Below are 25372 nucleotides of genomic sequence, written 5' to 3' on the forward strand. Positions count from 1 at the left end.
TGAGATTTCCCTTTGCTTTAAGCAAATAAGATCCCTCAGAGACGATGAGGTTGATAGGTCCGAGGTGGAAGCGTGGTGACACGTGGAGCTGACGGATACTAATGGATCGATGACTTATCTATCTGATGATAATCATTCGTGAATGACAGTTGCTTTTCATAAAAGATGTTTCCTTATCCAGTTTTGAGGGTTCACCTCAAACTTTATATTGATGTGGTGGTGAAGGCGAAGAGGTCACACCTGTTCCCATGCCGAACACAGCAGTTAAGCTCTTCAGCGCCGATGGTAGTCGGGTTTACCCCCGTGAGAGTAGGACGCCGCCACATTGATTCTCTTTCCTTATTGATGCTTTTGATGAATGAACATTATTCCAACGTAGCTCAGTGGTAGAGCAATCGGCTGTTAACCGATCGGTCGTAGGTTCGAATCCTACCGTTGGAGCCACTTGCTTCCATAGCTCAGTGGTAGAGCACTTCCATGGTAAGGAAGGGGTCGCCGGTTCAAATCCGGCTGGAAGCTCTGAGAAACTATCAAACACATGGCCCGTTGGTCAAGTGGTTAAGACACCGCCCTTTCACGGCGGTAACACGGGTTCGAATCCCGTACGGGTCACCACTTATCGGAGGATTAGCTCAGCTGGGAGAGCACTTGCCTTACAAGCAAGGGGTCGCAGGTTCGAACCCTGCATCCTCCACCATTAATTTCATAAGCCGGCCTAGCTCAACTGGCAGAGCAACTGATTTGTAATCAGTAGGTTGGGGGTTCAAGTCCTCTGGCCGGCACCACTTATTTAGTCAAAGTGGAGGGATAGCGAAGTTGGCCAAACGCGGCGGACTGTAAATCCGCTCCCATCGGGTTCGTAGGTTCGAGTCCTACTCCCTCCACCATTTATTTCATTGACTATAACGGCTGACATCCATGATCAGCTATTTTTTATGAAAATAAACATTCCTTGTATAATGATCTTTAGATGGTATATACTATTTTTGTAACTGTTGGGCCATAGCCAAGCGGTAAGGCAACGGTTTTTGGTACCGTCATGCGCTGGTTCGAATCCAGCTGGCCCAGCCATTTTTTAAAGATGTTATACTAGATGTTATTATATTATGAGCCATTAGCTCAGCTGGTAGAGAAGCCGTAAGCATCATTGGAATTTCTTCATTGTAGGCTTTGCGAGGAGCGTATGCTTCACCGAGAAAATCTATCAACGTGACGAGCACTTTGCTTATAAGATAACGAGCATCATTTTTCATATGAGCCATTAGCTCAGCTGGTAGAGCATCTGACTTTTAATCAGAGGGTCGAAGGTTCGAATCCTTCATGGCTCATCTTTTAATTTTATATGCGGGAGTAGTTCAGTGGTAGAACACCACCTTGCCAAGGTGGGGGTCGCGGGTTCGAATCCCGTCTCCCGCTCCATATGGGGCCTTAGCTCAGCTGGGAGAGCGCCTGCTTTGCACGCAGGAGGTCAGCGGTTCGATCCCGCTAGGCTCCACTCTATAAACCTGACATCAACGATTGATGTCAGGTTTTTTTTAAGTTTCTTCCTCTTGCATTTAGAATCCTGGTTTTATCATTTCTATATTTCTCGCTGTACATTTCAAAAGGTTCGACACTCTCATCTGGTTAATAGTCAAAAAAATTTGTGACGTTGCCCCTATGCACAGCTTAAGTCCCATTATATGGGAAAAGGTTTCAAACCTTGTAAACATGCATGATTACATACGTTTTCATACTATTTATCGTATATATATACACAATCATGTCCAGTTGAGTCATAACAGGAAAAACGGATACAATTATAGTAGAGAAAAAAGGAGGAACTTTGATGAATAAACAGCTTTCAGTTATCGGTGTACCTATGGACCTTGGGCAGATGCGCCGAGGCGTGGATATGGGACCAAGTGCTATTCGTTATGCGGGTATGGTTGAACGTCTAGAGCAATTGAAATATAACATTGAAGATCTAGGGGACATTGAGATTCCTCGTCCAAAACAGAATACAGATGAAAAACAGGATAATTTACGTAACTTGAATGAAATTGCTGAGGGTAGTCGCCGTCTTGCAAAAGCGGTTGATGAAGTAGTAGAAAATAAACGTTTCCCACTTGTGCTCGGAGGAGATCATAGTATTGCTATGGGGACTCTGGCAGGAGTTGCGAAACATTATGAGAACCTTGGTGTCATCTGGTATGATGCTCACGGCGATTTGAATACAGCCGACAGCTCGCCTTCTGGTAACATTCATGGAATGCCACTTGCTGTAAGCTTAGGGGTCGGCCACGAAAAACTGACGAGTATCCATGATTATGAGCCGAAGATTAAACCAGAAAATATTGTGATTATTGGAGCTCGTTCTCTTGATGAAGGAGAAAGAGTGCTGATTGAAGAGAAGGGTATCAAAGTCTATACGATGCACGAAGTGGATCGTATGGGGATGACGCAAGTGATGGAAGAAACGGTGGATTATTTGAAAGACCGTACGGATGGGGTTCATTTAAGCTTAGACCTTGATGGATTGGATCCTAATGAAGCTCCTGGCGTAGGAACACCTGTTATGGGTGGCCTAAGCTACCGTGAGAGCCATTTAGCGATGGAAATGCTTCATCAGTCAGGGATGATCACATCGGCGGAATTCGTAGAAGTAAATCCAATTCTTGATGAAAAAAATAAAACCGCTAGCGTAGCGGTAGGTTTGATGGGTTCTCTATTTGGTGAGAGCTTGAAATAAATGAACGGTTCTTAGCAGTAACCCGCTTTTTGTAAAGTGGGTTGCTGTTTTTTATGGGTTACTTCATCATATTCATTCAACAGGTTATCTAATTTCACACTCATTCGTACGACTTCCGGCGAGCTCAACTTATGGAGACTGGCTAAACGAATCATTTCCACACGACAAGCTTCGATTTCTTTCTTCAAAGCGGTCACTCGCTTCATATTAAATTTCCTCCTAAGAAATTTTTTACATTTACAGCTTTATAACCGATACTAAAAAAAGTTAAACTTATATTAGCTAAAAAAATATTAAATTTATGAAACTTTGTGGCGAGGTCATCCGTAAAGGTTATCGACCGCACGTATAGCGGAGGTATGAAAAGATGGAAACCATGATTAAGCAAAAAATAAAAGAAGTGAAAAAGGGCAATCAATCCGCTTTCGAAGACATTGTTTCTTTTTACCAGAATAAAGTTTTTCATATTTGTCTGCGAATGGTTGGGAACTCGTATGAAGCTGAAGACCTGGCCCAGGAAGCCTTTATCAGAGCCTACACGAATCTCCATACGTTCGATGAGAAAAGGAAATTCTCCACTTGGTTGTATCGGATAGCAACGAATCTGTCGATTGACCGAATCCGTAAAAAAAAGCCGGACTATCATCTGGATGCAGAAGTGAAGGGGACGGAAGGATTAGACATGTATTCGCAATTAGCTGCCGACCAAGCTCTACCGGAAGAAGAAGTAGAAAGCCTTGAACTACAGTCATACATCCACAAGGAAATATTAGCACTTCCACCTAAGTATAGGAGCGTCATCGTGCTTCGTTATTTAGATGAGCTTGCTCTTCAAGAAATTGCAGAGGTATTGGAGATTCCAGTAGGGACTGTTAAGACGAGGATTCACCGAGGTAGAGAGGCTTTACGTAAGAGGCTTCGACATGTGTGAAGGAGTTGAGAGGGAATGAATTGCAAGAGAGAAGCCGTTGAACTTATGCATAAGTATTTAGATGGCGAATTAAATAAAGAAGAAGAGAGACGACTGAGAGATCATTTACAAAGCTGCCAATCCTGCCAAGATCACTTTCATGAACTAAAGAAAACGACGACATTGATCAAAAACACGACACCTGTATCTGCGCCGCCACGATTTACTGCCAATGTGATGGCGAATTTGCCAAAAGAGAAGAAAAGGAAGAACTACCTTCGTAAGTTGCAAAGACATCCGCTGCTTACAGCTGCTGCCGTCTTTTTCTTATTGATGTTCGGTGGTATATTTACCGAATGGAATCAGGACCAGCAAGTGACGGTATCCAAGCAAGAGAATCTGGAAATACGTGATCACACGGTCATTGTACCGGAAGGCGTTACCGTTGAAGGGGATCTTGTCGTAAGAAACGGGGATTTGAGGATCGACGGGAAAGTCGATGGGGATATCACCCTTATCAATGGGGATATCATCAATGATCCTTCTGAAAATGTGGAAACGGATGATGGGCTGGACCGTAATAACCTCCGTGCCTATTCAGGGGAATTGACTGAAGTGAACCAGGTTTACGAATGGGTCTGGTATCATACGAAGAAGACATTCAAAGCGATCTTTTCATTTGAATCGGATTAGAAAGCAAGGAAGCCTGCGCTTCCTTGCTTTATTTTTTTGAATAGAATGAGCATAAGCTTCCCTGAAACAAACCAAATTGGTGGAGAACTGGTAGGTCTGTCGTTAGGATGGTATGTTCTCCATATATACAGGAAAGGTTATGTGATATAATGGTAAATGTGAATTTTTAAGGTTTATTATATCTAAAAGGAAGTGTAGGCATGCTTGATGGGGGATTGGATGTTTTAGATTATTTTTTGATTACTGTGGATATCGCCCTTGTCTGGTTTGTTGTATATAAATTAATCATGCTGATCCAGGGAACGAAGGCCGTTCAGTTATTAAAAGGTATTTTCGTTATTCTGGGTATATGGTTATTGAGTAATTTATTTGGACTGACCACATTAAGGTGGCTGATGTCACAAGCGATTACGTGGGGTTTCCTCGCGATTATCATATTGTTCCAGCCTGAACTCAGAAGAGCTTTAGAACAACTTGGACGAGGAAGCTTCTTCAGCAGGAATACCTCAGAAGAAGAAGACACCGAGAAAACTTTACAGGCGATCATCAAGTCCTGTAACTATATGGCCAAACGGCGAATCGGTGCATTGATTACGATTGAACGTGATACAGGTATGGGGGATTACGTAGAGACAGGCATCCGTGTCGGCGGACACTTGTCGAGTGAATTGCTTACGAATATTTTCATACCGAACACGCCTCTCCATGATGGAGCGGTTATACTTAAAAATGATGAAATTGTTGCTGCTGCTTGTTACCTCCCGCTTTCAGAGAGTCCTTTCATTTCGAAGGAGCTCGGTACAAGGCACAGAGCAGCCATGGGAATCAGTGAGGTGACAGATGCATTAACAATCGTCGTATCTGAAGAGACAGGAGCGATTTCCTGTACGAAGAACGGGGAATTGCATCGAGACCTTGATCAAGTGAAACTGGAAGAGATCTTGCGTACAGAATTGGATTATTCCGCCCCTGCGGTGAAAAGCTGGAACTGGAGGGGGAAGAAGAATGGATAATTGGTTTAAAAGTATTTGGTTTATAAGAATTATATCCCTTATGCTTGCTGGTCTTCTTTGGGTGACGGTGAATGTCGATAACAATATGGACTCTGATTCTTTGTTCTTCAACCAGTCATCCTCTGATATGGAAGTAATGGAAAACATCCCACTCGAAATCAGGTTTGATAGTGAAGAATACGTGGTCAGTGGAATCCCGCAAGAAGTATCCGTCTCTGTTGAGGGGCCGACCTCTGCTGTGGCTCCTGTTTCCAGACAAAAGAACTTTACGGTTTTTGTAGATTTGAATGGTCTCGGACCGGGTACACATGAGGTGTCCTTACAGCACTCAGGGATATCCAATCAGCTTGCAGTCACGCTCGACCCTAAAATCATTGAAGTGACGATTGAGGAAAAAGTGACGGAAGAATATGAAGTGAACATTGATTATATCAACCAAGGAAACCTGGATAGTGCGCTTGAGCTTGGTGAACCAGAAGTGGATCCTTCAGAAGTTGCCATAACGGGGGCCTCGTCGGTCATTGAGCGAGTAGCCTCTGTGAAAGCGATCATTGATGTCGGAGGGGCCACGGAGTCGATTGAAGCGCAGGAAGCTCCTGTTAAGGTTTATGATAATCAGGGGAATGAGTTGAATGTTCTCGTAGATCCAACGACTGTGAATGTATCCGTTCCGATCGCCACCCGCACGAAAACCGTCCCATTGAATGTTGCCGCTCGTGGGGGGAATACAGAAGGGGTACTGATTGAATCGGTCAGTACGGAAACAGAGGAAGTCACCATTTCAGGACCTAAGGAAGTACTTGATGGCATTGAGTCACTTCCTGAAGTACCAGTCGATGTATCAGAAGTGACAGAAAATCAAACCGTCGAAGTCGATATTCCGCTTCCTGAAGGAGTCACTTCCGTCCAACCGGAAACGATTGAAGTGGATATTGAAGTCGTTGAAGGTGAAGCAGGAAATGACGGAAGCGACACAGATCAACCATAACGTATATATCGTGAAAACATAGATCAATGGAAAGTATAGAAAGAGAGGTCGAATGATTATGGGTAAATATTTTGGCACGGACGGCGTACGAGGCGTCGCGAATAAGGAATTAACACCAGAACTTGCATTCAAACTTGGCCGTTACGGCGGTTATGTCGTAACAAAAGGTGTCGAGCGACCGAAAGTTTTAATTGGACGTGACACGAGGATCTCTGGTGAGATGCTTGAAGGCGCATTGGCTGCCGGGTTATTGTCGATTGGAGCAGAGGTTATGCGTCTAGGTGTCATCTCTACACCAGGGGTAGCCTTTTTAACGAAAGCGCTGCAGGCGGAAGCGGGAATTATGATATCCGCATCCCACAACCCTGTTGAAGATAATGGCATCAAATTCTTCGGTCCAGATGGTTTTAAATTGACCGATGATCAAGAGCAGGAGATTGAAGCATTGATTGATGCAGAGCAAGATGATCTTCCGAGGCCGTCAGGATCGGATCTTGGTCAGATTAATGACTACTTCGAGGGCGGACAGAAGTACTTGCAGCACTTGAAGCAAACCGTGGATTATGATTTTGAAGGACTCCACATCGCACTCGACTGTGCCCATGGAGCGACTTCATCACTAGCCTCCCACTTATTCGCAGATCTTGAAGCGGACATCTCTTCGATTGGATCATCCCCGGATGGTCTGAACATTAATGACGGTGTCGGTTCTACACACCCTGAGCCATTGCAGGACCTTGTGAAAGAGAAGAAAGCGGATGTAGGACTTGCCTTTGATGGAGACGGCGACCGCCTAATTGCGGTTGATGAAAAAGGGAACATCGTGGACGGAGACAAAATCATGTACATTTGTGCCAAGCACATGAATGAAAATGGTACATTGAATAACTCTACAGTGGTCTCTACAGTTATGAGTAACCTTGGTTTCTACAAAGCAGTAGAAGCGAATGGCATGAAGAGTGATAAAACGGCCGTTGGGGATCGTTATGTCATGGAAGAAATGCGTCGCGGTGGTTATAACCTTGGTGGGGAACAATCCGGACATATCATCTTCCTTGATCACAACACGACGGGCGATGGCATGCTGTCGGCTCTTCAATTGGTCAATGTTATGAAAGAAACGGGCAAACCACTCTCAGAGCTTGCCAGTGAAATGGAAAAGTTCCCTCAAGTATTGAAGAATGTCCGTGTCATTGATAAAAATAAAGTTCAAACTCATCCTAGAATCCAGGAAGCTATCCAAGCCGTAGAAGAGGAAATGGGAGATAGCGGACGTGTTCTCGTACGTCCTTCTGGTACAGAACCTCTAGTTAGGATTATGGTGGAAGCACCCACGGAAGAACAATGCGAAGAGTATTGTGATAAAGTTGTCCAAGTCGTTGAAGAAGAGCTTGGCTTAAAGGAATAGTTTCAGGGCTTGCGCAGGTCGCACATGGAGGTGATCTGCGCATATCCTATTACAGAGCCCTTACATTTCTGTAACGGTTACAATTTTTATTGACCGATCTGAGAGGTCTGTGTACAATTGAACATGTCCTTGAAAAAATTGTCGTTTTCCATGTTTGAGAAGCCTTCTAATCGGAAATGAGACAAAAGGATTTTATTTTGAAATAGTTAAGGAGGATCGAGGTCATTCCTTGTTTATAAAGCGCCAGGACTGTGTGTTACGCCTGAAAATGAACACAGTTGACGAGGTGGAGGTTCATCGAGTTTTCGGCGGATGCCTCCCGGTTGCCACACTTCAACCGCATGTCCGAATGTAAAACGGGAAGGTGACTTTCCGAACAAAACATTCAGGACGAAGTGATCAAAGAAAGAATAACGGGAGAGGGGCAGCGGAAAGCCCCTTTGAAATCTACGGAGCATTCGTTGCCCTTCTCCAATAACAGGAGGACAACAATTATGTGTGGAATTGTAGGATATATCGGACAGGATGATACGAAAGAGATTTTATTGAATGGTTTGGAAAAGCTTGAATACCGCGGTTATGATTCAGCTGGTATTGCGACATTAAATGAGAATGGTGTAGAAGTGACGAAAGTAAAAGGTCGTATCGCTTCTCTTAGAGAAGCTGTCGATCAAAGTGTCAAAGCGACACACGGCATCGGACACACACGCTGGGCTACACACGGCGCTCCTAGTGAAGAAAACGCGCACCCGCATCAAAGTACTTCCGGACGCTTCACAATCGTTCACAATGGTGTCATTGAGAACTATGTGGACGTTCGCGACGAGTACTTGAGCGGCGTGGAGTTCAAGAGTGAAACAGATACGGAAATCATCGTCCAACTGATGGAAGTGCTGAATAATGAGATGAACGATGTAGCTGCAGCTTTCCGTAAAGCTGTCGAACTTCTGACTGGTTCTTATGCGATTGCAATGATCGATCGCGAAAATCCTGATACGATTTTTGTCGCTAAGAATAAGAGCCCTCTGTTAGTTGGAATCGGTGATGACTTCAACGTTGTAGCCAGTGATTCCATGGCGGCTCTTCACGTAACCGATCAATTCCTTGAGCTTGAGGATAAAGAAACCGTCATCGTTCGCCGTGATGGTGTTGAAATTCAAAAGCCCGATGGTACAAAAGTTGAGCGTGAACCATTCACAGCAGAATTGGATACAACGGATATCGAAAAGGGAACGTATCCTCACTTTATGCTGAAAGAGATTGATGAACAGCCGTTCGTCATCCGTAAAATCATTCAAGAATACCAAAATGAGAATGACGAGATCAAGCTGGATCCTGAAATCCGCCAAGCGATGAAAGACTGCGACCGTATTTACATCATCGCTGCAGGTACGAGTTACCATGCCGGACTTCTAGGTAAACAGTTCATTGAAAAACTCGCAAACATTCCAGTAGAAGTTCATGTAGCTAGTGAATTCTCTTACAACATGCCACTTCTTTCTGAGAAACCGTTGTTTGTTTACATTTCTCAAAGTGGTGAAACGGCAGACAGCCGTTCTGTCCTTGTCCAGACAAAAGAACTTGGTCATCCGGCACTGACGATTACAAACGTGCCAGGGTCCACCCTTTCCCGTGAAGCAGACTATACGATGCACCTGCACGCAGGACCAGAAATCGCTGTAGCTTCTACAAAAGCTTATACAGCACAAATGGCTGTTCTTGCCATTCTAGCTGTTGATACAGCGCGTGCGAAGGGCATAGAACTTGATTTCGACCCAATGCAGGAGCTTGGAATCGTGGCGACGACGATGGAAGCCCTGACTGATCAAAAAGAGAAGTTGGAAGACTTGGCACGCGAGTATCTATCTACGACTCGTAACTGCTTCTTTATCGGCCGCGGCATCGATTATTATGTCGGATTGGAAGGGTCTCTCAAGTTGAAAGAGATCTCTTACATCCAGGCGGAAGGCTTCGCTGGTGGTGAATTGAAGCACGGTACGATCGCTCTCATTGAAGATGGTACACCTGTCATTGCCCTTGCAACACAGAAAAACGTCAACTACTCCATCCGTGGAAATGTCCAGGAAGTAGAGGCGCGTGGCGCAAACAGTATGATTATCAGCATGGAAGGCTTGAATAAAGATGGCGATGCTTTCGTCATTCCACAAGTGCATGACCTTATGACACCACTTGTTTCTGTCATTCCATTGCAGCTGATTTCCTACTATGCAGCGCTTCACCGTGACTGTGATGTTGATAAACCACGTAACCTTGCGAAGAGTGTTACAGTAGAATAATGACTTGAAAAGCTGGCATCCCCTTGAGGATGTCAGCTTTTTTAACTTTCTTGAATCTGTATGGGGGAAAGACAACCTGGGGAAAATAAGTCTATTCGATGCCGTTAGGGGTGTTTGTTTTATGGAAAAATATGCCATGGTTTTAGTGTTCATCACCTGCTTGTGGATGGTCCATACGCCCTTGCACGCCCAAGTCGATCAGCCCCAACCCCTTGAAGATTTCTATGCTGAATATGGATATAAGTCTCTGGATGAGGCCGTCAAAGAATTTGAACAACATACGAAAATGAACGTGTATCTCCCTAAGAAACTTCCGTCATTGGCATTTACACACGTATTAGCCAGGGTTCATCGGTTAGGTGGGAACGAGAATGTGGAATTAAATGTGGAGTACTTGAATGAACATGTACCTGAGAATCACTATAATGTGGACATCCGGCCGGCAGAACAAAAGCTATTTATTCATGAAAAGCGGATCATAGAACAGGTGAGGTTGAAGACTGGAGAAAAAGGGGTTTTCGTGAAAGTCCCCGGTTTTCACGTTTTTATTTTTGAAACGGAGCAATGGCAGTATAGGTTGAGTATGGATCAACGCGTTTCAAATCAATTTTTCCCTGATCAGTTAGTTGAAATCGCCAATTCCATCGACAGTGATTGATCAAGGGAGTAGGGTATCCTTTAAGGTTAAACAAAAGGGGACGTTCCAAGAACGTCCCCTTTTATATGGTGTTTCGCTATTCTCCAAACATATAGGTCTTATGGTGATAGGATATTGAAAAAGCAATTCCGAGCGCCATCAAGTTTCCGAGCAAAGCACTTCCTCCATAACTGATGAATGGCAGCGGAATTCCCGTGATCGGTAGTAGCTGGACTGACATTCCGATATTTTGGAAAACGTGGAATGCGATCATGCTGATAATCCCAACCATTACATACGCGCTGTAATTGCTATTCGCTTTAAAAGCGATGGTCGTGAAGCGGTAGATCAACAGGAAGAACAGGATGATGACAATACAAGATCCGAGAAAGCCATATTCTTCTGCGATGATACTGAAAATGAAGTCGGTTTGGGCTTCTGGTAAGTAAACTTCCCTTTCACCAAACCCTTTTCCATACAGCTGTCCGGAACCGATTGCCCTCATTGCTTTGACGAGATGATATCCGGAAGAGTCTTCATATTTGGTCGGCTGGAACCAGGAGTAGATACGACCGAGCTGGTACTCCTTCACACCTAAATAGCGGTCAAGGAGTTCAGGTGCTTTTAGTGCAAGCCAGATGAGCCCCGTTCCAAGCGCTGAGATGAAGGTGAAAATCGGTAAAATAATCTTCCAGGAGATGCCTGAGATCAGGACGAATCCTGCTAGTATGGCGATAAACACAAGGCTTGTCCCTAAATCGGGCTGCTGCATGATCAAAAGAACCGGTAGTCCGGTAACTGCACCTAATTTCAACAACAGGAATAAATCCATTTTCAACGAGGAGCGGTGCTTTTGATTATGATCGACGGCTATCCTTCCAAGGGCAAGAATGGTGAATATCTTTACAAGCTCTGCAGGTTGTAAAGACAATCCCGGCATGGCGAACCAACTCTTCTGACCTTTGATGACGGGGGCGATGGATGGTGGAGCGACGATCAAAGCGATTAATAGAATGATGCCGAATCCATATAAATACCAGCTGATCTTCTTGAAATCTTCTGGATCGACAAGGAGCATAAAGCCGATGACGATACCCCCGAGTCCATACCAGACCAACTGTTTAAGTACAAAGTTATCATTATATTGCGTGCTTTGCTGGGCACTGAAAAGAGCGACTGCGCTGACGGCTATGAAACAACACATAATAAAAAAGAGCTGCCAATCGAATCTTTCTTCGAATTTCATTTTTGGTTATACATCCTCTCATGTTGGCGAAGCAAAAAAAGCGTGCTGTTGACTATTATAAGCACATGTAACACGTTTGAAAAGTGAACTCTTCCTTATTCTTCAATTATAAAGCAATCTTTTCAGTCATGGACATGAAAATGTAACACTTATGTATCGAATAAGCTCCCTTTTATGGAAGACTCAATTTCGATATGCTTTCTGGGGTTCGTTGCCGTTATTGGCCGTCAGGGTTGATTGGGAAGCTACTCGCTCTCCTGTGGGGGAGTGGCGAGCTTCCTCGGACTGCGTCCTGTGGGATATCTCCTTTCTCCTTTCTCCTGCAGCCCCACCCACTCAACAAAAGCCTCGAAACTGAGTCTCGCACAATCCTGCTATATAGTTTAATAACTCACATCCAAGATCGTTTACATTCAAATAAAAAAATCACCAAAAGAACGGTGATTGGGTTGTAGCATATTTTAGAAACAGGTGAAGAGTCGCTGGATTCTCATGTATTTATATAATGTTCTTGCGTGACGACCTTCTTGGGTATAAGGGCTCTGTAATCTTTCAAGCTGATTAATGAAAGCAAGGTCACAAGCGCAGTAATCTCTGTGATAACGGTAGCATTCATCATGAGCTTTGCAGGCGGCGTCTACGGCGTTGACGGGTTGGCCTGGGCCGCTGCACCCAGGTCCACAGTACTTATAGCCGGGGAAGACACAGAATCCGGGTCTTCGTACCGGTCCTCTTCTTCTATACATGCGATTCTCCTCCATCATAAAGATTGGCTAAGAATAGTTTATGACGAGGCGCTGTTTTTTGCTTGGTCACATACCCTTCCTATGTTTAAAAAAACCTTTCATGAGATAAATAATAATTAACACCACTCAAGGAGGAGATTTGATGTCACACGAAAAATATCAAGATCTAATTCAGAAGCTTCATGCTTGTATGGAAGCGTGTAACCATTGTTATGATGCTTGTTTAAAAGAGGAAGACGTAAAAATGATGGCCGAATGTATTCGTACCGATCGTGAATGTGCCGATATTTGCGGATACTTAGAACAAGCGATTTCTAGAAATTCTCCATTTGTATCTGAATTAGCAGGGGTTTGCGCGAAAATCTGCCAGGCTTGTGGAGATGAATGTAAGAAACATGATCATCAGCACTGCCAGGATTGTGCCAAAGCTTGCTATGAATGTGCGGAAGCTTGTAAACAGGTTGCATAAATAAAAAAAGAGCGGCCTCGCGATTAAGAGGCCGCCTTTTTTTATTTCGCACAACATTTATCTTCTTTTTGTTCTTGGATTACGACTGTACAGCAAGGTTTTTCTTTTTTCTGTCCAAAGAGTTTTTTAATCAAATTCATAGGTTCACCTCCTTTAAATCATGTAGAAAAGAAATCCTGATAGGGTAGACATAGCAATGACTGAACCTACAAAAGTGAAGACCAATTTCTTGTGAAAAATACTGTGAAGCAGCGTTACCTCTGGGAGACTGGCCCCTGCTGAACTAATCATCAGAGCCATCACGGGTCCGAGAGCCATCCCTTTAGCGATCATCATTTGCGAGATTGGAATCATGGTAGATAAACGAATGTATAATGGAATGCCTAATAATGCTGCAACGGGTACGAGCCACCAATGCTCGCCTCCCATATAACGAGTGATCCATTCTTCAGGGACAGCACCATGTATGAAGGCACCTATGGCTGCTCCAATGATTAGAAATGGAAAGACACTTTTCATTAGCACCCATGTTTCTGAAATCGCCTGACTCATGTTCACTTTATTTGTCGAAGTGGGAGGCTCATAATTCTCTAAAATTACAGGTTTGAGTTGTTTTTCAAATCCTAACCCATGCAAAAGGAACCCGATGATTATGGATATAGTGGTCGTGATGAGTGTGTAAAACAAAGCAACTTTCCATCCTAGGATGGCCGTCATAAGAGTAAGGATCGTGATGTCTAAGACAGGGGATGCAAAAAGGAAAATCATGACGATAGGGAAGCGGATGTGATTTCTTAAGAGGTGAACGACAATTGGAATGGTTGAACATGAACAAAAAGGAGTAACGAATGCAAAAAGTACAGCAATTCCTGCACTTATGAGCGGAGGACTTTTATCCATGAGCGATTCCATATGCTCATATGGTATAAACCCTTGGAAAAGATAGATAAGAAAAGAGATGCCTAAAAAGAGAATGGTTAATTCTGTAGCGATGGTAATAAAACTAAGTAACGTCTCTTGTAACATAGTTCCTGCACCTTTCATCAAAAAAAGTTGATTTATTGTAGATAGTTAGCAACAGGTACAGCAGATTTCTGGTTTTCTTTTTCGAGTTGGAAAGCTCCGCCCCCATCTTTTAATACGAGAAGGGGATTGCTTGTTAAAAGATTTTACAGTCGATATAATTTCATTATTTTTAAGCTTCCATTCTTCTATCGTAAACAACATAATAACACCTCCTTTAATCAAATTTTTTTGATTAATTATCCAACACAAGGGTGAGCTCAAAGGCTTATGCCCCTTGTATCAATCATGTCGGAATAGACAGCACAACTCTTCAGACAACAAGTGATTCACTTCTTCTTCATTTAAGGAATAATAGCTCCAGGTCCCTCTGGTCTCTTTCTTGATAAGGGATGCATCCAGTAAAATCTTCAGATGGTAGGAAAGCTTTGATTGAGGCAGAGCCATGGTGTCAGAAAGATCACAGACACACACTTCTCTTTGCTGGGTGATTTGGTGCATGATCTGTAACCGACGATCATCAGCTAAGGCTTTAAATTTTTTCTGGTAGGTTTGGAAAGTTTTTGACAGGTATAAATCCTGAACGGGTATCTCTTTCATTTTACAGTCCTCCTTAAATCAAAATTAGTTGATTAATCATAATCGTAAGGGTTAATTTTCTGAAAAGCAAGTAATAAATCAAATAATTTTGATTTAATGATAAAAGCACATTCTCTTAATATGGAATTTATATTAGGGAATTATTGTATAAGTATATTCTTATATTCAAACACAAAGGAGTGACGGAAATGATTGATCTTCATCCATGTAAGGGTTACGGTGCAGATTTTCTGCGATTAAGAGAATCTAAGTCAATGTGTAAGGAACAAGCGGCTTTTCTATTGGGAGAGGATGTTCGTTTCATTGAACGATTGGAAAGCGAAAAGATTTATCCTTCTTCCCATCTTATGAATAAGATTTCGGAAGTGTTTCAAATGGACATAAAGGTCGTCTCAGGGAGGATTTGGTGTAAGTCCCCATCTGAATGTTCTAAGTGGGTTTGAGTTTTCCTCTTGCACATATAAGCATATACTTATATTATGATGAAGGGTGAGGTGATTCTGATGGAAAAGACAATCATTGAGTTGGAACAAGCCGCACAGACGTTGAAGCTCTTAGGAGATAAAACGAGGCTGACCATTCTTGGTTTGGTTAAAGATAGTGAATGTTGTGTATGTGAATTTGTGGAAGTGTTGCAAATGAGTCAACCTTCGATCAGTCAGCATCTGAGAAAGCTTCGTGATGCTGGGCTTGTTAAAGAGCAACGAAGAGGGCAGTGGATTTTCTACTCCTTGAACAGGGAGCACGCAACATACCCTATCATCCAACAGGTTCTGGAACAAATACCGGATCAAAAAGAGAAATTGACAGCATTGGAAAAAGCAGGTTTGCGGATCCAATGCGATAGCTAGGGGGATTGTTTTTTGAGTTTAGCACTTATTGCTACGATAATTTTTGTACTTACACTCGTCTTTGTCATTTGGCAGCCCAAAAACCTTGGGATTGGCTGGTCCGCTTGTGCTGGGGCCATCCTCGCTTTGATTTTTGGTGTCGTCGATTTTCAGGACGTACTCGCTGTTACAGACATTGTCTGGAACGCGACGTTAGCCTTTATCGCCATCATCATTATTTCATTGATTCTAGATGAGATTGGATTTTTTGAATGGGCGGCTCTTCACATGGCTCGTGTAGCCAAGGGTGACGGGAAGCGTATGTTCGTTTATGTGACCTTGCTAGGAGCTGTGGTTGCTGCACTATTCGCAAATGACGGAGCGGCATTGATTTTAACGCCGATTGTTCTTGCGATGGTCAGAAATTTAAACTTTAAGGAAGCGATGATTCTGCCGTTCATTATGGCGAGTGGTTTCATTGCTGATACAACATCTTTGCCGCTGATCGTCAGTAACCTTGTGAACATTGTGTCTGCAGACTTCTTCGATATTGGATTTATAGAGTATGCGTCACGGATGATTGTTCCGAACTTGTTTTCACTCGCTGCAAGTATTCTTGTTTTGTTCTTATTTTTCCGTAAAAGTATTCCGGACAATTATGACTTATCTCAGTTGAAAAAGCCGAAAGAAGCGATCCAGGATGATAAGATGTTCCGCATGTCGTGGGGCGTTCTTGCTGTTCTGTTGATCGGATATTTCGCAAGCGAGCCTTTGGGGATTCCTGTATCCATCATTGCCGGAATCGTCGCGATCTTTTTCCTATGGATGGCGAGAAGGAGTGCGGCTGTCCAGACAGGAGAAGTGATTAAAGGAGCGCCTTGGGCCATTGTTTTCTTCTCAGTCGGAATGTATGTCGTCGTTTACGGTCTTCGTAATGTCGGCTTGACCGATATCCTTGCAAATGTCATCCAGTACACAGCAGATCAAGGCTTGTTTACGGCGACCGTTTCCATGGGATTCATTGCGGCCATTCTCTCTTCCATCATGAATAACATGCCGACTGTAATGATTGATGCTCTTGCCATTGCTGACACGAATACGTCAGGAACGATGAGGGAAGCACTCATTTACGCCAATGTTATCGGATCAGACCTCGGGCCGAAGATCACACCAATCGGGTCTTTAGCGACCTTGCTTTGGCTTCACGTTTTATCCATGAAAGGCTTCAAGATTTCATGGGGATACTATTTCAAAGTGGGAATCATCTTAACCGTACCGACCTTATTCATCACACTCGTCGGACTTTATTTATGGTTATTAATTCTATAATTTTTTCACAAAAAGGAGAAATGCTACATGTCTAACAAACCAGTCATCTATTTTCTATGCACAGGGAACTCTTGCCGCAGCCAAATGGCGGAAGGGTTCGGAAAGAAATATTTGAGCGATAAGTATGAGGTGAAATCAGCAGGGATTGAAGCGCACGGTTTGAACCCGAATGCAGTTAAGGCGATGAGCGAAGTCGATGTAGATATTAACGATCAAACATCGGACATCATCGACCCTGATATTCTGAACAATGCTGAATATGCGATTACTCTTTGTGGAGATGCGAACGATAAGTGCCCGATGACGCCTCCACACGTTACTCGTTTCCACTGGGGATTCGATGATCCTGCGAAAGCGGAAGGTACGGAAGAAGAAAAGTGGGCCTTCTTCCAGCGTGTGCGTGACGAAATCGAAGCACGCATCCAGGATTTCGCTGAAACAGGTAAGTAAAAACATCGGTAACGAAGCAAAATATAGTGGAAATAGGCATGACTCGCGGGAAATAGGGTTATACCTCTAAGGAGGAGACCTTTTGCTGAAGGAGGAGTTTGAATGGCTTATAAATCCATTATTTTAGGCACAGGCCCTGCCGGGTTGACGGCAGCTGTTTATTTAGCAAGGGCGGATATGGAACCGCTCGTCATTGAGGGACCGGAACCAGGCGGGCAATTGACGCTTACGACGGAAGTTGAGAATTTTCCCGGCTTCCCCGATGGTATCATGGGGCCTGAGCTCATGGATAACATGAAAAAGCAGGCCGAACGCTTTGGCGCGACTTTCAAGCGTGGATGGGTGACTGATGTAGAGGTGGAAGAACGTCCATTCAAGCTTCAAGTCGATGGCTTAGGTGAAGTGGAGACGGAAACGTTAATCATTTCTACCGGTGCCTCTGCAAAAATGCTCGGCATTCCAGGTGAAAAAGAAAACCTAGGAAAAGGTGTCAGCACATGTGCGACTTGTGATGGGTTCTTTTTCCGAGGGAAGAAAGTCGTCATCATCGGTGGAGGAGATTCCGCGATGGAAGAAGCGACCTTCCTTACGAAATTTGCGAGCGAAGTGCAAGTCATCCACCGTCGGCATGAGCTCCGCGCATCGAAAATCATGCAGACACGAGCACAAGAGAATGATAAAGTGTCCTGGGCGCTGAACAAAACACCGGTCGAAATGGTGTCCGATGGCATGAAAATCAGTGGCATTAAAGTTCAGGACAATGAGTCCGGAGAAGAAGAAATCATCGAGACAGATGGAATTTTTGTTGCCATCGGTCACAACCCGAACACGGATTTCGTGAAAGGGAAACTGAACATGGATGAAAAAGGTTATATTCTCGTTGATCCCGGTACAACCAATACGAATATTCCAGGCATTTTCGCCTGTGGGGATGTACAGGATCAGAAATATCGCCAAGCCATTACAGCTGCAGGCACGGGCTGTATGGCAGCAATGGATACGGAGCGTTTCCTCGAAGGAGAAGCGACGATTGACTGGAGCGAAAACTTATCTTAAGACTCGAATAAGCATCGATCTGTTCTTACAGGTCGGTGCTTTTTTGTACCAGGAATACGTTAGGTCACTTTGGAAGGGCGTTAGGGCACTTTCCCCTTGCGTTAAGTCACTTTCACTGGAATTAGGGCACTTTCAATGAAACGGGCACTGTACTCTCAGATTAGGTCACTTTCGCCAAGGTTAATCCCTGAAGTATGGGCAGGTGATACAATGTAATCGTGAATGACCGAAAATAAGGGGGATGGAAGATGAATCACGATTTGTTGAACAAGTATCACATGGAGCTTCGAGTGAATGCACAAACGACGGGTTTTAGAAGAGAGGAAACGGCTCATGTGGTGCGTCACATCTCTGAATATGATGACCGGGGGTTTATTCTTGCCTCTGCATTGACAGACCATAACGCAAGGTCCGTCATTCAGGCAGAGAAGGAGTATTTCAAACAAATAGGTCAGTCTTTTGAATGGAAGCTATTCAGCTATGATACTCCTTCTAATCTAAAGGAACTGTTAATTGCAGAGGGATTTGAAGAAGACGAAGAGGAAGCATTGCTTGTCTTGGACCTGAATAAGGATAAGAGTTTATTAAATAGGCAAATCCCTGTTGAGCTTAAAGAGATGACGGACGAGAACGGTGTGAAAGATATCGTCCACTTGATGGATGAGATTTGGCAAGATAAGCATGGGTCACTTGGTAAAAGGCTGTGGCAAGATAAGCAAAACCAACCGGATGAACTGTTTTTATATGGGGTTTATGATGGAAGTCAGCTTGTCAGTGGTGCATGGATGTACTTGGAGAAAGGCTCCTCCTTTGCTTCCTTATGGGGTGGTGCCACACAACCAGACTACCGTGGACGAGGGTACTACAAAGATCTTGTAGCGGCCAGGGCAAAGAAAGCACACGCGCACGGTTACTCTTTCCTTACGGTTGATGCGAGACCGATGAGCCGCCCCATATTAGAAAGACTCGACTTTCAGCTCCTTGCATACACCTATGGGATGCTTTCTCCTAAATAATGGTGTACCAGGTCATACAGATAATGGAAAACCACCTTTCGAGGTGGTTTTTTATTGTGGAAGTTTTTTGTGATAATAATCTGATAACTTATACAATATATATTGAATTTATCATTCTATAAATATAGAATGATTGCAAGAGGTGATGAAATGGAAGTATTTTCTATGAGTTCAAGAAAAAGAGAAACGTATCAGGTGGAAGTGAAGCATTCCCTTTTGTGGGAAGCGGCACTTGGAATCGCTGCTATCACGAACGAACAGTTGCTGGACACGCTGGACTATACCGATAAACAATGGAAGACTCTTAAATCAACGTTGTCTAAGCAAATGTTGACTCATTTAGAAACGGTCCAGAAAAAGAACACTTGGAAAACAATCTTGCTTCTGCTTCATGAAAGGGACATGGATTCGGTTGAGGAATTCAATGATTTTATAAATGAATTAGATGAAGCGGAATTACGTTACATCGCTATTCCTTATCTAGGGAAAGAGTATCAAGAAGATCGAAAGCTTGCTTCTCAAGGAAATCAGGAGGCTGTGGCGCGGCTTCAGGATGCATCTAAAGATAATGCTTTTTATCCACGTTACATTGCCTACATAAGTCAGGTGGAAGTGAGTTACTTAAAGAACCATATCCAAGAGGTGATGACAGGGTGGTATGAATCGGTGATCGAGCCGGATAAGGTGAAACTTAAAGGCATTCTAGAACGTGATGCTCTATTCAAGAATAAGCGGCTGGAGAAATTTGAAGCGGAGGATTTTGTGGAATGGGCAACGCATGGGATTCGTTACGTACCGGAACCCAGTGTTTATAAAGTTATCATGATTCCTCATTTCATCTACCGTCCGTGGAATGTGGAAGCCGATATTGAAGGGACAAAAATCTTCTATTACCCTGTAGCCAATGAAAGCATCCATCCGAATGACCCGTATGTTCCGGATCAAATGCTCGTTCAGAAGTTCAAGGCGCTTGGAGATGAGAGTCGTTTACGTATGCTGAAGATTTTGATGGATGGAGGGCGCACCCTGAAGGAGATGACCGAGGAGATTGGGATGGGTAAAACAACCGTCTACCACCATTTGAAGTTGTTGAAATCCGCACGACTTATCGTCGCTTATGGTCCGCGTTATCACGTTAGCCCACGGGTGTGGGAAATGCTGCCGAAGGAACTGGAGTTATTTTTGGGAGAAGAAAAATGAACGGTACGGAAGTATGGCAGTCCAAGGAGAAAACGTCATTCAAGTCCAATCATCAGGCCTTACGTTTTATCGGAGGAAATCTAGTTTCCTTTTTCGGAGATCAGATCTATTTGATTGCGCTCCCTTTGATGGTGCTGGCTCTTACCGGTTCTCCTCTCAGTATGGGGATTGTTGCTGCGATTGAACGGGTACCAGTTTTGTTACAGCCGCTCGCGGGGGTGCTTGCTGATCGGCTGAATCGGAAGCGGATTCTACTCTTTTGTGACTTCTTCCGTTTTTTATTACTCGGGAGCATAGGGGTGTTGTTTCTTTATGGAATGATTACCATCCATGCTATCTACGCGGCGGCCTTCATGATTGGTGTGCTTGGACAGCTTTATCAGACGTCTCAGTTTGCATCGATTCCGAAACTCGTAAGAAAGCAGGATCTCGACCTTATGAATTCACTGAATACAGGAATGTTTCATACGGCGGTTTTCCTTGCTCCGGGTCTCGGCGGTTGGATTGTGGCCCTTTACAATCCCGGAGTCGGGATGATCTTAAATAGTCTTTCCTTCTTCATCGGTTTTCTGGTCGTTTGGAGTTTGCGGTTGGAAGCGGAGCGGATGCAAAGGGAAAAGCGTTCGTTCACCCAGGACATGAGGGAGGGGTTCCGCTTTGTGATTCGACAGAAACCTCTTCTCTATACAAATATCGCCATGTTTTTTTCTGTATTTGGTACAACTCTTTTTTTGACCATGTTGATCGTTCATTTGAAAGCTGAGATTGGTTTTTCAGGAATCTCGATCGGTTGGCTTCTTTCCATTGGCGGGTTAGGGGCTATTGGAGGAGCGGTGCTTTCTCCTATTCTCAGGACCAGGGTTGCTTATCGCACCCTATTGTTTGGGTGTGGCGCACTCGGAGGCCTTTCCATTATCCTGTTCAGCTTCTATCAATCTTTCCTTGCTCTAGCCCTTTTGAACGCTGTCGGAACGATTTGTGCTTCCATCAGCAGTCCATGTATTGTAACGTTAAGACAAAAGCTTTCGCCGGAACACTTACTAGGAAGGGTGCAGGCGACAAGCCGGTTCATGACGTGGGCGTTGATGCCGGTAGCTGCTTTGGTGGCTGGTATCACCGGAGAATACATAAGCACAACCATGACCATCGCTATTGGCGGGAGTGTCTCCACCATCGCTTCTTTCATATACTTGCATCCTTCTTTGAAAAAGATAGATCGAGAGGAGGTGCCCCATTGATTTGGAGTCATGATCAAGGGTTAATCTTGAAACGGACGGATTATCTTGGAGAAAGGGATTGGCGGACGGATGATTGCTACAAGCTGATCTTTTCTCCCTTTGGAAAAGGTCTCTATCAGACGCCCCAAGGGGATGTTTCAATAGAGCAAGAGGGGTTTCTTCTTTTCAATCCTTGCCATAAACATAAACAGCTTAGTGCGGCAAAGGAAAAGTTCCTTGTGGAAATTCGCCCGGAATTGTTACAGGAAGCGGTGACGGAGCGCTCTGCTACACGATCACAGGTCGAATTCGCTACGCTAAGTTATAAACACCCACACTTGAACCAGTGGGCTCATTTCGTGCGGGATTTCTTTTTCTACCAAAAGGGAGAGGGAGCGGATCTCTTTTTGGATCATAGTCTTACACAGCTCGCGGTTTTATTGATGGAATATGGTCCAGGCTCTCATCAGGTAGAATGGCCGGTTGTTCACGGGCGGGAACCTGTTCACAGGGCAATGAACGCGATGAGAGAAAGCTATTCAGAAGCTTGGTCTCTAGATGCCATGGCTGCCGTCGCCCATATGAACAAGTATCAGTTTTCTCATGCTTTTAAAAAAGAGACCGGCTTCTCCCCTTATTCATGGCTGCAGGTTTATCGACTCTTCCGAAGCCAGTCATCTTTGATGAATAAGGAGGATTCCGTATTATCCATTGCCTTGGAACATGGATTTTCCAGTATGACGACATACAATCATCTATTTAAAAGAATCTATCAGAAAACGCCGACGCAGTTTCGAGAGTTTTATAAAATGAACCGTCGCTAGAAGCAGACAGGCCAAGACGATCATCGCTCCGCTCGAAAACATCAGCCACTGGATGGGGATGTAGGCGGATAAAAACCCGTAAAGCATCAAGGAGAGCGTATTGGAAGCATATAAAAGGACAGCATTCGTGCTGAACGCTCTTCCCATTTTTTCTTCCGCAACATAAGACTGTATGATGAACACACGAGCAAGACTTGCCACCGGCATGCCGATGCCCACGATAATACAACCGATGAAAAAGTGTCCCACGCCATAAAAGAAGCCGTAATAAGCGATTCCAGACCCCCAGATTGCAGCCCCGACGACATAATGGTAGAGCGAAAATCGTTTAATAAAAAAAGGAAGCACCATATTCGTAAGGATGACCGTAGCTCCGAAAACACCTTGAATCCCGCTGTACCACTCTTCACTTTTCGTGCTTACATCTTCAAGAGCTAACAGCAATCCTACCTGCCAAACCCAGGTATTGAGAAAAACCGTATAAAATGTAAAGAAAAACAGGTTCCGAATTGTGGATTGTTCCACCATCCATAGAAAGAATTCTTTAATGGATAGAAAAATGAACCGAATCGTCTGTTTCTTCTTCAAAGGCTCCTCCAAGGTGAGTCGAGACAGACAGTAAACGCTAATCAAATATGTGAAGGCATCCAAAGTGAAAAAGTGGATGACACCGACCGTGTTCAATAGAGTAATAGATATGAGTGGAGTTAGAATCGTTACCCCGCGTGTGATCGTGTCGTAGAGACTGTTAGCTGCTGACCGTTCGTCTTCTGTCGTTACCATTGGAAGAACAGCGCGGTGTGCAGGATTAAAAAAGCATCCGATCGTCTGTACTAAAAAACTGACGATGATCAATACGGGGTAGGTAAGCAGGGTGAAGCCATGTAAGAGGCTGATTGACAACAGGAGAGGCACACGAAGCAAATCCAGCCGGATAAGTAATTTTTTACGTGGGAAAGAGTCAGCAACTACTCCGCCTATCAAACCGAAGAGCAAGTACGGCACGGTTTCGGCCAGTGCCACTCCAGTCGTATGGACGTTTGACCCTGTCATGTCATAAGCGAGGAAAAGAAAAGCCATCGCAGACAGCACATCTCCAAGCCTCGAAACACCTCCCCCCATCAAGTAATAGCGTATATTCTTTTGTTTCCATAAGGATCGATACATGAACTTTCCTCCTTTTTCAGTAAAGCACCCTATTCTTGAAGACTCAGTTTCGAGATGTTTGTTGGAGTTTAGGGGCTCCGGTAAAACAGTTCGCTTTCCATGGGGCGGGCGGTGAGCCTCCTCACGCTACGCCTTCCGGGGTCTCACCTGTCCCACACGTCCCATAGGAGTCTCACCGTTCCCCACCACCCCTGACTTTCAATACGGCAAACGAACACCGAATATCTCGAAGCTGAGTCTTACACAATCCTGCCATATACTTGAATCTTAGCTCATTAGCTGTTCAGGTTCTTCATCAATATTGGTGAGTTTGTTAGCAAGATTTGGTGGTTTATTTGATATACTGAATATTCAGAGTTAGGGGGCGTGACATGGACTATGTACAAAAAATAAGAAAAAAGATTGGTACACAGCCGCTTGTCGTTGCAGGATCCACGGTTCTCGTCGAGAATGAGCAGGGTGAGCTGCTATTTCAGTATCGAAAGGATACAAAAGAATGGGGGCTGCCTGGAGGGGCTATGGAGCCTGGAGAGACCCTGGAGCAGACAGCGGTCAGGGAGCTGGAAGAAGAAACGGGACTTGTAGCTGGACACGTGAGGCAAGTCGCCACGTTTTCAGGGGAAGACTTTTTTTACCGGTACCCAAATGGGGATGAGGTTTATAATGTCATTGCTTGTTTTATAGCTTCCGAGATTCATGGAGAACTCAGAGTGAATTCCAAAGAAACGTTGGATTTGAGGTATTTCAGCCGTGACTCTCTCCCGCACAATAGTGATAAGAGGGCACGAATCATTCTGGAAAGGGTGAGCGGATGAAGGCATTTGAGGCTGCAAAAGATATGATTGCAGAGCGCTTCCCTGATTGTGATGCCGCTCTTCTTGCAGGAAGCATTGTCAGAGGAGAGGCGACAAACACATCGGATTTGGACATCGTGGTTTTCGATTCGAAAGTAACGTCTTCTTTTCGTGAGTCTTTTTATACGGGCCATTGGCCTGTCGAGGTTTTCGTACATAATTGGTCTTCTTATCGTGGTTTTTTCAATAGTGATTGTGAGAGAGGGCAGCCTTCGATGCCGCGAATGGTGACAGAGGGGCAGGTCCTGAAGTGGGATGATCGTTTGGAAGCTGTTAAAAGCGAAGCGGCGGATCTATTGAAGAAGGGGCCAACCCCTTGGTCAGAGGAAACCCTCTTGCTTAAGCGATATTTCCTTACGGATGCCTTGGACGATTTCGTTGGCTGCACAGACCGTGGGGAAGCTCTTTTCATAGCAGCAAAACTAGCAGAGCAGACAAGTGAGTTTTATCTGCGAGCGAATGGACGATGGAGCGGATCGTCGAAATGGATGGCACGGTCACTACGAAACTATGATGAAGTTTTTGCAGAGCGATTGATTCGGCGTTTTGATCATTTTTATAAAAATGACGAGAAGGAAGGCGTCGTTGTGTTAGTGGAAGAGGTGCTGAATCCATATGGAGGTCGGTTGTTCGAAGGGTTTTCAATTGGAAAATCGAAAAGGAGGTAG

Annotated in this window: 25 protein-coding genes, 10 tRNA genes and 2 rRNA genes; 31 read left to right on the plus strand and 6 right to left on the minus strand. The window is 44.3% G+C overall.

Annotated elements, in window-relative coordinates; translation table 11 throughout:
* The 13 genes from GLV98_RS17840 to rocF all read left to right on the plus strand — a co-directional run.
* A 23S ribosomal RNA gene (locus tag GLV98_RS17840) occupies positions 1-122 on the plus strand; the annotation flags it as partial.
* Between the two features lie 90 nt (positions 123-212).
* Positions 213-326: ribosomal RNA gene (gene rrf, locus GLV98_RS17845) — 5S ribosomal RNA — on the plus strand.
* Between the two features lie 43 nt (positions 327-369).
* Positions 370-444, plus strand: a tRNA-Asn gene (locus GLV98_RS17850).
* Positions 445-447: 3 nt separating this feature from the next.
* Positions 448-519 (plus strand) — tRNA-Thr (locus GLV98_RS17855).
* Positions 520-540: 21 nt separating this feature from the next.
* Positions 541-615 (plus strand) — tRNA-Glu (locus tag GLV98_RS17860).
* A gap of 6 nt (positions 616-621) precedes the next feature.
* Positions 622-697, plus strand: a tRNA-Val gene (locus GLV98_RS17865).
* Positions 698-709: 12 nt separating this feature from the next.
* Positions 710-785, plus strand: a tRNA-Thr gene (locus GLV98_RS17870).
* Between the two features lie 16 nt (positions 786-801).
* Positions 802-887 (plus strand) — tRNA-Tyr (locus GLV98_RS17875).
* A 109-nt stretch (positions 888-996) separates the two neighbouring features.
* Positions 997-1071: transfer RNA gene (locus GLV98_RS17880), tRNA-Gln, on the plus strand.
* A 184-nt stretch (positions 1072-1255) separates the two neighbouring features.
* Positions 1256-1328: transfer RNA gene (locus GLV98_RS17885), tRNA-Lys, on the plus strand.
* A 16-nt stretch (positions 1329-1344) separates the two neighbouring features.
* Positions 1345-1419, plus strand: a tRNA-Gly gene (locus tag GLV98_RS17890).
* 3 nt (positions 1420-1422) lie between these two features.
* Positions 1423-1495 (plus strand) — tRNA-Ala (locus GLV98_RS17895).
* A gap of 333 nt (positions 1496-1828) precedes the next feature.
* Positions 1829-2731 carry an arginase gene (rocF, locus tag GLV98_RS17900; protein WP_160917405.1) on the plus strand — a complete coding sequence of 301 codons (903 nt, stop codon included), beginning with the start codon at positions 1829-1831 and terminating at the stop codon, positions 2729-2731.
* Positions 2732-2742: 11 nt separating this feature from the next.
* On the opposite strand, the gene GLV98_RS17905 is transcribed toward rocF, so the two are convergent.
* Positions 2743-2937, minus strand: coding sequence for an aspartyl-phosphate phosphatase Spo0E family protein (locus tag GLV98_RS17905; RefSeq protein WP_160917406.1), 195 nt, complete (start codon positions 2935-2937; stop codon positions 2743-2745).
* 161 nt (positions 2938-3098) lie between these two features.
* Between GLV98_RS17905 and sigW the strand changes: the two genes are divergently transcribed.
* The 7 genes from sigW to GLV98_RS17940 all read left to right on the plus strand — a co-directional run bounded on the left by sigW (position 3099) and on the right by GLV98_RS17940 (position 10698).
* Positions 3099-3662: an RNA polymerase sigma factor SigW gene (gene sigW, locus GLV98_RS17910; RefSeq protein ID WP_160917407.1), complete on the plus strand. Its 564-nt coding sequence runs from the start codon at positions 3099-3101 to the stop codon at positions 3660-3662.
* Between the two features lie 15 nt (positions 3663-3677).
* A complete protein-coding gene (locus GLV98_RS17915) occupies positions 3678-4334 on the plus strand; it encodes a zf-HC2 domain-containing protein (RefSeq protein ID WP_160917408.1) in 657 nt (218 codons plus the stop codon).
* 200 nt (positions 4335-4534) lie between these two features.
* Complete coding sequence (cdaA, locus tag GLV98_RS17920) at positions 4535-5347, plus strand: diadenylate cyclase CdaA (protein WP_089652931.1); 813 nt, start codon at positions 4535-4537, stop codon at positions 5345-5347.
* Positions 5340-6335 (plus strand): CdaR family protein, encoded by a 996-nt coding sequence (locus GLV98_RS17925; RefSeq protein ID WP_160917409.1) that lies wholly within the window; start codon positions 5340-5342, stop codon positions 6333-6335. The genes cdaA and GLV98_RS17925 overlap by 8 nt, the downstream gene beginning before the upstream one ends.
* Positions 6336-6393: 58 nt before the next feature.
* Positions 6394-7743 carry a phosphoglucosamine mutase gene (gene glmM, locus GLV98_RS17930; protein ID WP_160917410.1) on the plus strand — a complete coding sequence of 450 codons (1350 nt, stop codon included), beginning with the start codon at positions 6394-6396 and terminating at the stop codon, positions 7741-7743.
* 494 nt (positions 7744-8237) lie between these two features.
* Entirely contained in the window at positions 8238-10040 is a 1803-nt protein-coding gene (gene glmS, locus GLV98_RS17935; protein ID WP_160917411.1) for a glutamine--fructose-6-phosphate transaminase (isomerizing), read from the plus strand.
* Positions 10041-10161: 121 nt separating this feature from the next.
* Positions 10162-10698: a hypothetical protein gene (locus GLV98_RS17940; protein ID WP_160917412.1), complete on the plus strand. Its 537-nt coding sequence runs from the start codon at positions 10162-10164 to the stop codon at positions 10696-10698.
* 76 nt (positions 10699-10774) lie between these two features.
* Here GLV98_RS17940 and GLV98_RS17945 read toward each other — a convergent pair whose 3' ends face one another.
* Together GLV98_RS17945 and GLV98_RS17950 are read right to left on the minus strand one after the other, a co-directional pair.
* Positions 10775-11923 carry an FtsW/RodA/SpoVE family cell cycle protein gene (locus GLV98_RS17945; RefSeq protein WP_160917413.1) on the minus strand — a complete coding sequence of 383 codons (1149 nt, stop codon included), beginning with the start codon at positions 11921-11923 and terminating at the stop codon, positions 10775-10777.
* A 461-nt stretch (positions 11924-12384) separates the two neighbouring features.
* Positions 12385-12687 carry a phospholipase gene (locus GLV98_RS17950; RefSeq protein WP_337193775.1) on the minus strand — a complete coding sequence of 101 codons (303 nt, stop codon included), beginning with the start codon at positions 12685-12687 and terminating at the stop codon, positions 12385-12387.
* Positions 12688-12811: 124 nt separating this feature from the next.
* Here GLV98_RS17950 and GLV98_RS17955 point away from each other — a divergent pair, with 124 nt between their 5' ends.
* On the plus strand, positions 12812-13138 hold the full coding sequence (locus GLV98_RS17955) for a four-helix bundle copper-binding protein (protein WP_160917415.1): 327 nt from the start codon (positions 12812-12814) through the stop codon (positions 13136-13138).
* A gap of 153 nt (positions 13139-13291) precedes the next feature.
* Here GLV98_RS17955 and GLV98_RS17960 read toward each other — a convergent pair whose 3' ends face one another.
* Together GLV98_RS17960 and GLV98_RS17965 are read right to left on the minus strand one after the other, a co-directional pair.
* Positions 13292-14164 carry a permease gene (locus tag GLV98_RS17960; RefSeq protein ID WP_160917416.1) on the minus strand — a complete coding sequence of 291 codons (873 nt, stop codon included), beginning with the start codon at positions 14162-14164 and terminating at the stop codon, positions 13292-13294.
* Positions 14165-14443: 279 nt separating this feature from the next.
* Positions 14444-14761, minus strand: coding sequence for an ArsR/SmtB family transcription factor (locus GLV98_RS17965; RefSeq protein WP_160917417.1), 318 nt, complete (start codon positions 14759-14761; stop codon positions 14444-14446).
* 503 nt (positions 14762-15264) lie between these two features.
* Between GLV98_RS17965 and GLV98_RS17970 the strand changes: the two genes are divergently transcribed.
* The 8 genes from GLV98_RS17970 to GLV98_RS18005 all read left to right on the plus strand — a co-directional run bounded on the left by GLV98_RS17970 (position 15265) and on the right by GLV98_RS18005 (position 22683).
* Positions 15265-15612 carry an ArsR/SmtB family transcription factor gene (locus GLV98_RS17970; protein ID WP_160917418.1) on the plus strand — a complete coding sequence of 116 codons (348 nt, stop codon included), beginning with the start codon at positions 15265-15267 and terminating at the stop codon, positions 15610-15612.
* A gap of 12 nt (positions 15613-15624) precedes the next feature.
* Positions 15625-16920 carry an arsenic transporter gene (locus tag GLV98_RS17975; RefSeq protein ID WP_160917419.1) on the plus strand — a complete coding sequence of 432 codons (1296 nt, stop codon included), beginning with the start codon at positions 15625-15627 and terminating at the stop codon, positions 16918-16920.
* A 27-nt stretch (positions 16921-16947) separates the two neighbouring features.
* The gene (gene arsC, locus GLV98_RS17980) at positions 16948-17370 is read left to right on the plus strand and encodes an arsenate reductase (thioredoxin) (RefSeq protein ID WP_160917420.1); all 423 of its coding nucleotides are present in this window, start codon (positions 16948-16950) and stop codon (positions 17368-17370) included.
* Between the two features lie 102 nt (positions 17371-17472).
* The gene (gene trxB, locus GLV98_RS17985) at positions 17473-18426 is read left to right on the plus strand and encodes a thioredoxin-disulfide reductase (RefSeq protein ID WP_160917421.1); all 954 of its coding nucleotides are present in this window, start codon (positions 17473-17475) and stop codon (positions 18424-18426) included.
* A 248-nt stretch (positions 18427-18674) separates the two neighbouring features.
* Positions 18675-19442: a GNAT family N-acetyltransferase gene (locus GLV98_RS17990; protein WP_160917422.1), complete on the plus strand. Its 768-nt coding sequence runs from the start codon at positions 18675-18677 to the stop codon at positions 19440-19442.
* Positions 19443-19592: 150 nt separating this feature from the next.
* Positions 19593-20642, plus strand: coding sequence for an ArsR/SmtB family transcription factor (locus GLV98_RS17995; protein WP_160917423.1), 1050 nt, complete (start codon positions 19593-19595; stop codon positions 20640-20642).
* On the plus strand, positions 20639-21880 hold the full coding sequence (locus GLV98_RS18000) for an MFS transporter (RefSeq protein ID WP_160917424.1): 1242 nt from the start codon (positions 20639-20641) through the stop codon (positions 21878-21880). Before GLV98_RS17995 ends, GLV98_RS18000 begins: the two co-directional genes overlap by 4 nt.
* The gene (locus GLV98_RS18005) at positions 21877-22683 is read left to right on the plus strand and encodes a helix-turn-helix domain-containing protein (RefSeq protein WP_160917425.1); all 807 of its coding nucleotides are present in this window, start codon (positions 21877-21879) and stop codon (positions 22681-22683) included. The genes GLV98_RS18000 and GLV98_RS18005 overlap by 4 nt, the downstream gene beginning before the upstream one ends.
* Here the strand turns inward: GLV98_RS18005 and GLV98_RS18010 are convergent.
* A complete protein-coding gene (locus tag GLV98_RS18010; protein WP_160917426.1) occupies positions 22615-23850 on the minus strand; it encodes an MFS transporter in 1236 nt (411 codons plus the stop codon). The genes GLV98_RS18005 and GLV98_RS18010 overlap by 69 nt on opposite strands.
* A 371-nt stretch (positions 23851-24221) precedes the next feature.
* On the opposite strand from GLV98_RS18010, the gene GLV98_RS18015 reads away from it, so the two are divergent.
* A complete protein-coding gene (locus tag GLV98_RS18015; protein WP_160917427.1) occupies positions 24222-24665 on the plus strand; it encodes an NUDIX hydrolase in 444 nt (147 codons plus the stop codon).
* Entirely contained in the window at positions 24662-25372 is a 711-nt protein-coding gene (locus tag GLV98_RS18020) for a nucleotidyltransferase domain-containing protein (RefSeq protein ID WP_160917428.1), read from the plus strand. Before GLV98_RS18015 ends, GLV98_RS18020 begins: the two co-directional genes overlap by 4 nt.

This window comes from Halobacillus litoralis (genome assembly GCF_009856415.1).
GTDB classification, from domain to species: domain Bacteria; phylum Bacillota; class Bacilli; order Bacillales; family Halobacillaceae; genus Halobacillus; species Halobacillus litoralis_C.

Coding starts and splice junctions, on each gene's coding strand:
- GLV98_RS18020 (WP_160917428.1), top strand. CDS start 24,662: ATGAAGGCATTTGAGGCTGCAAAAGATATGATTGCAGAGCGCTTCCCT.
- cdaA (WP_089652931.1), top strand. CDS start 4,535: ATGCTTGATGGGGGATTGGATGTTTTAGATTATTTTTTGATTACTGTG.
- glmS (WP_160917411.1), top strand. CDS start 8,238: ATGTGTGGAATTGTAGGATATATCGGACAGGATGATACGAAAGAGATT.
- GLV98_RS17925 (WP_160917409.1), top strand. CDS start 5,340: ATGGATAATTGGTTTAAAAGTATTTGGTTTATAAGAATTATATCCCTT.
- rocF (WP_160917405.1), top strand. CDS start 1,829: ATGAATAAACAGCTTTCAGTTATCGGTGTACCTATGGACCTTGGGCAG.
- GLV98_RS17965 (WP_160917417.1), bottom strand. CDS start 14,761: ATGAAAGAGATACCCGTTCAGGATTTATACCTGTCAAAAACTTTCCAA.
- GLV98_RS17970 (WP_160917418.1), top strand. CDS start 15,265: ATGGAAAAGACAATCATTGAGTTGGAACAAGCCGCACAGACGTTGAAG.
- GLV98_RS17905 (WP_160917406.1), bottom strand. CDS start 2,937: ATGAAGCGAGTGACCGCTTTGAAGAAAGAAATCGAAGCTTGTCGTGTG.
- GLV98_RS17940 (WP_160917412.1), top strand. CDS start 10,162: ATGGAAAAATATGCCATGGTTTTAGTGTTCATCACCTGCTTGTGGATG.
- GLV98_RS17955 (WP_160917415.1), top strand. CDS start 12,812: ATGTCACACGAAAAATATCAAGATCTAATTCAGAAGCTTCATGCTTGT.
- arsC (WP_160917420.1), top strand. CDS start 16,948: ATGTCTAACAAACCAGTCATCTATTTTCTATGCACAGGGAACTCTTGC.
- GLV98_RS17945 (WP_160917413.1), bottom strand. CDS start 11,923: ATGAAATTCGAAGAAAGATTCGATTGGCAGCTCTTTTTTATTATGTGT.
- GLV98_RS17960 (WP_160917416.1), bottom strand. CDS start 14,164: ATGTTACAAGAGACGTTACTTAGTTTTATTACCATCGCTACAGAATTA.
- GLV98_RS18015 (WP_160917427.1), top strand. CDS start 24,222: ATGGACTATGTACAAAAAATAAGAAAAAAGATTGGTACACAGCCGCTT.
- GLV98_RS17995 (WP_160917423.1), top strand. CDS start 19,593: ATGGAAGTATTTTCTATGAGTTCAAGAAAAAGAGAAACGTATCAGGTG.
- GLV98_RS17950 (WP_337193775.1), bottom strand. CDS start 12,687: ATGATGGAGGAGAATCGCATGTATAGAAGAAGAGGACCGGTACGAAGA.
- GLV98_RS18010 (WP_160917426.1), bottom strand. CDS start 23,850: ATGTATCGATCCTTATGGAAACAAAAGAATATACGCTATTACTTGATG.
- trxB (WP_160917421.1), top strand. CDS start 17,473: ATGGCTTATAAATCCATTATTTTAGGCACAGGCCCTGCCGGGTTGACG.
- GLV98_RS17990 (WP_160917422.1), top strand. CDS start 18,675: ATGAATCACGATTTGTTGAACAAGTATCACATGGAGCTTCGAGTGAAT.
- glmM (WP_160917410.1), top strand. CDS start 6,394: ATGGGTAAATATTTTGGCACGGACGGCGTACGAGGCGTCGCGAATAAG.
- sigW (WP_160917407.1), top strand. CDS start 3,099: ATGGAAACCATGATTAAGCAAAAAATAAAAGAAGTGAAAAAGGGCAAT.
- GLV98_RS17915 (WP_160917408.1), top strand. CDS start 3,678: ATGAATTGCAAGAGAGAAGCCGTTGAACTTATGCATAAGTATTTAGAT.
- GLV98_RS18000 (WP_160917424.1), top strand. CDS start 20,639: ATGAACGGTACGGAAGTATGGCAGTCCAAGGAGAAAACGTCATTCAAG.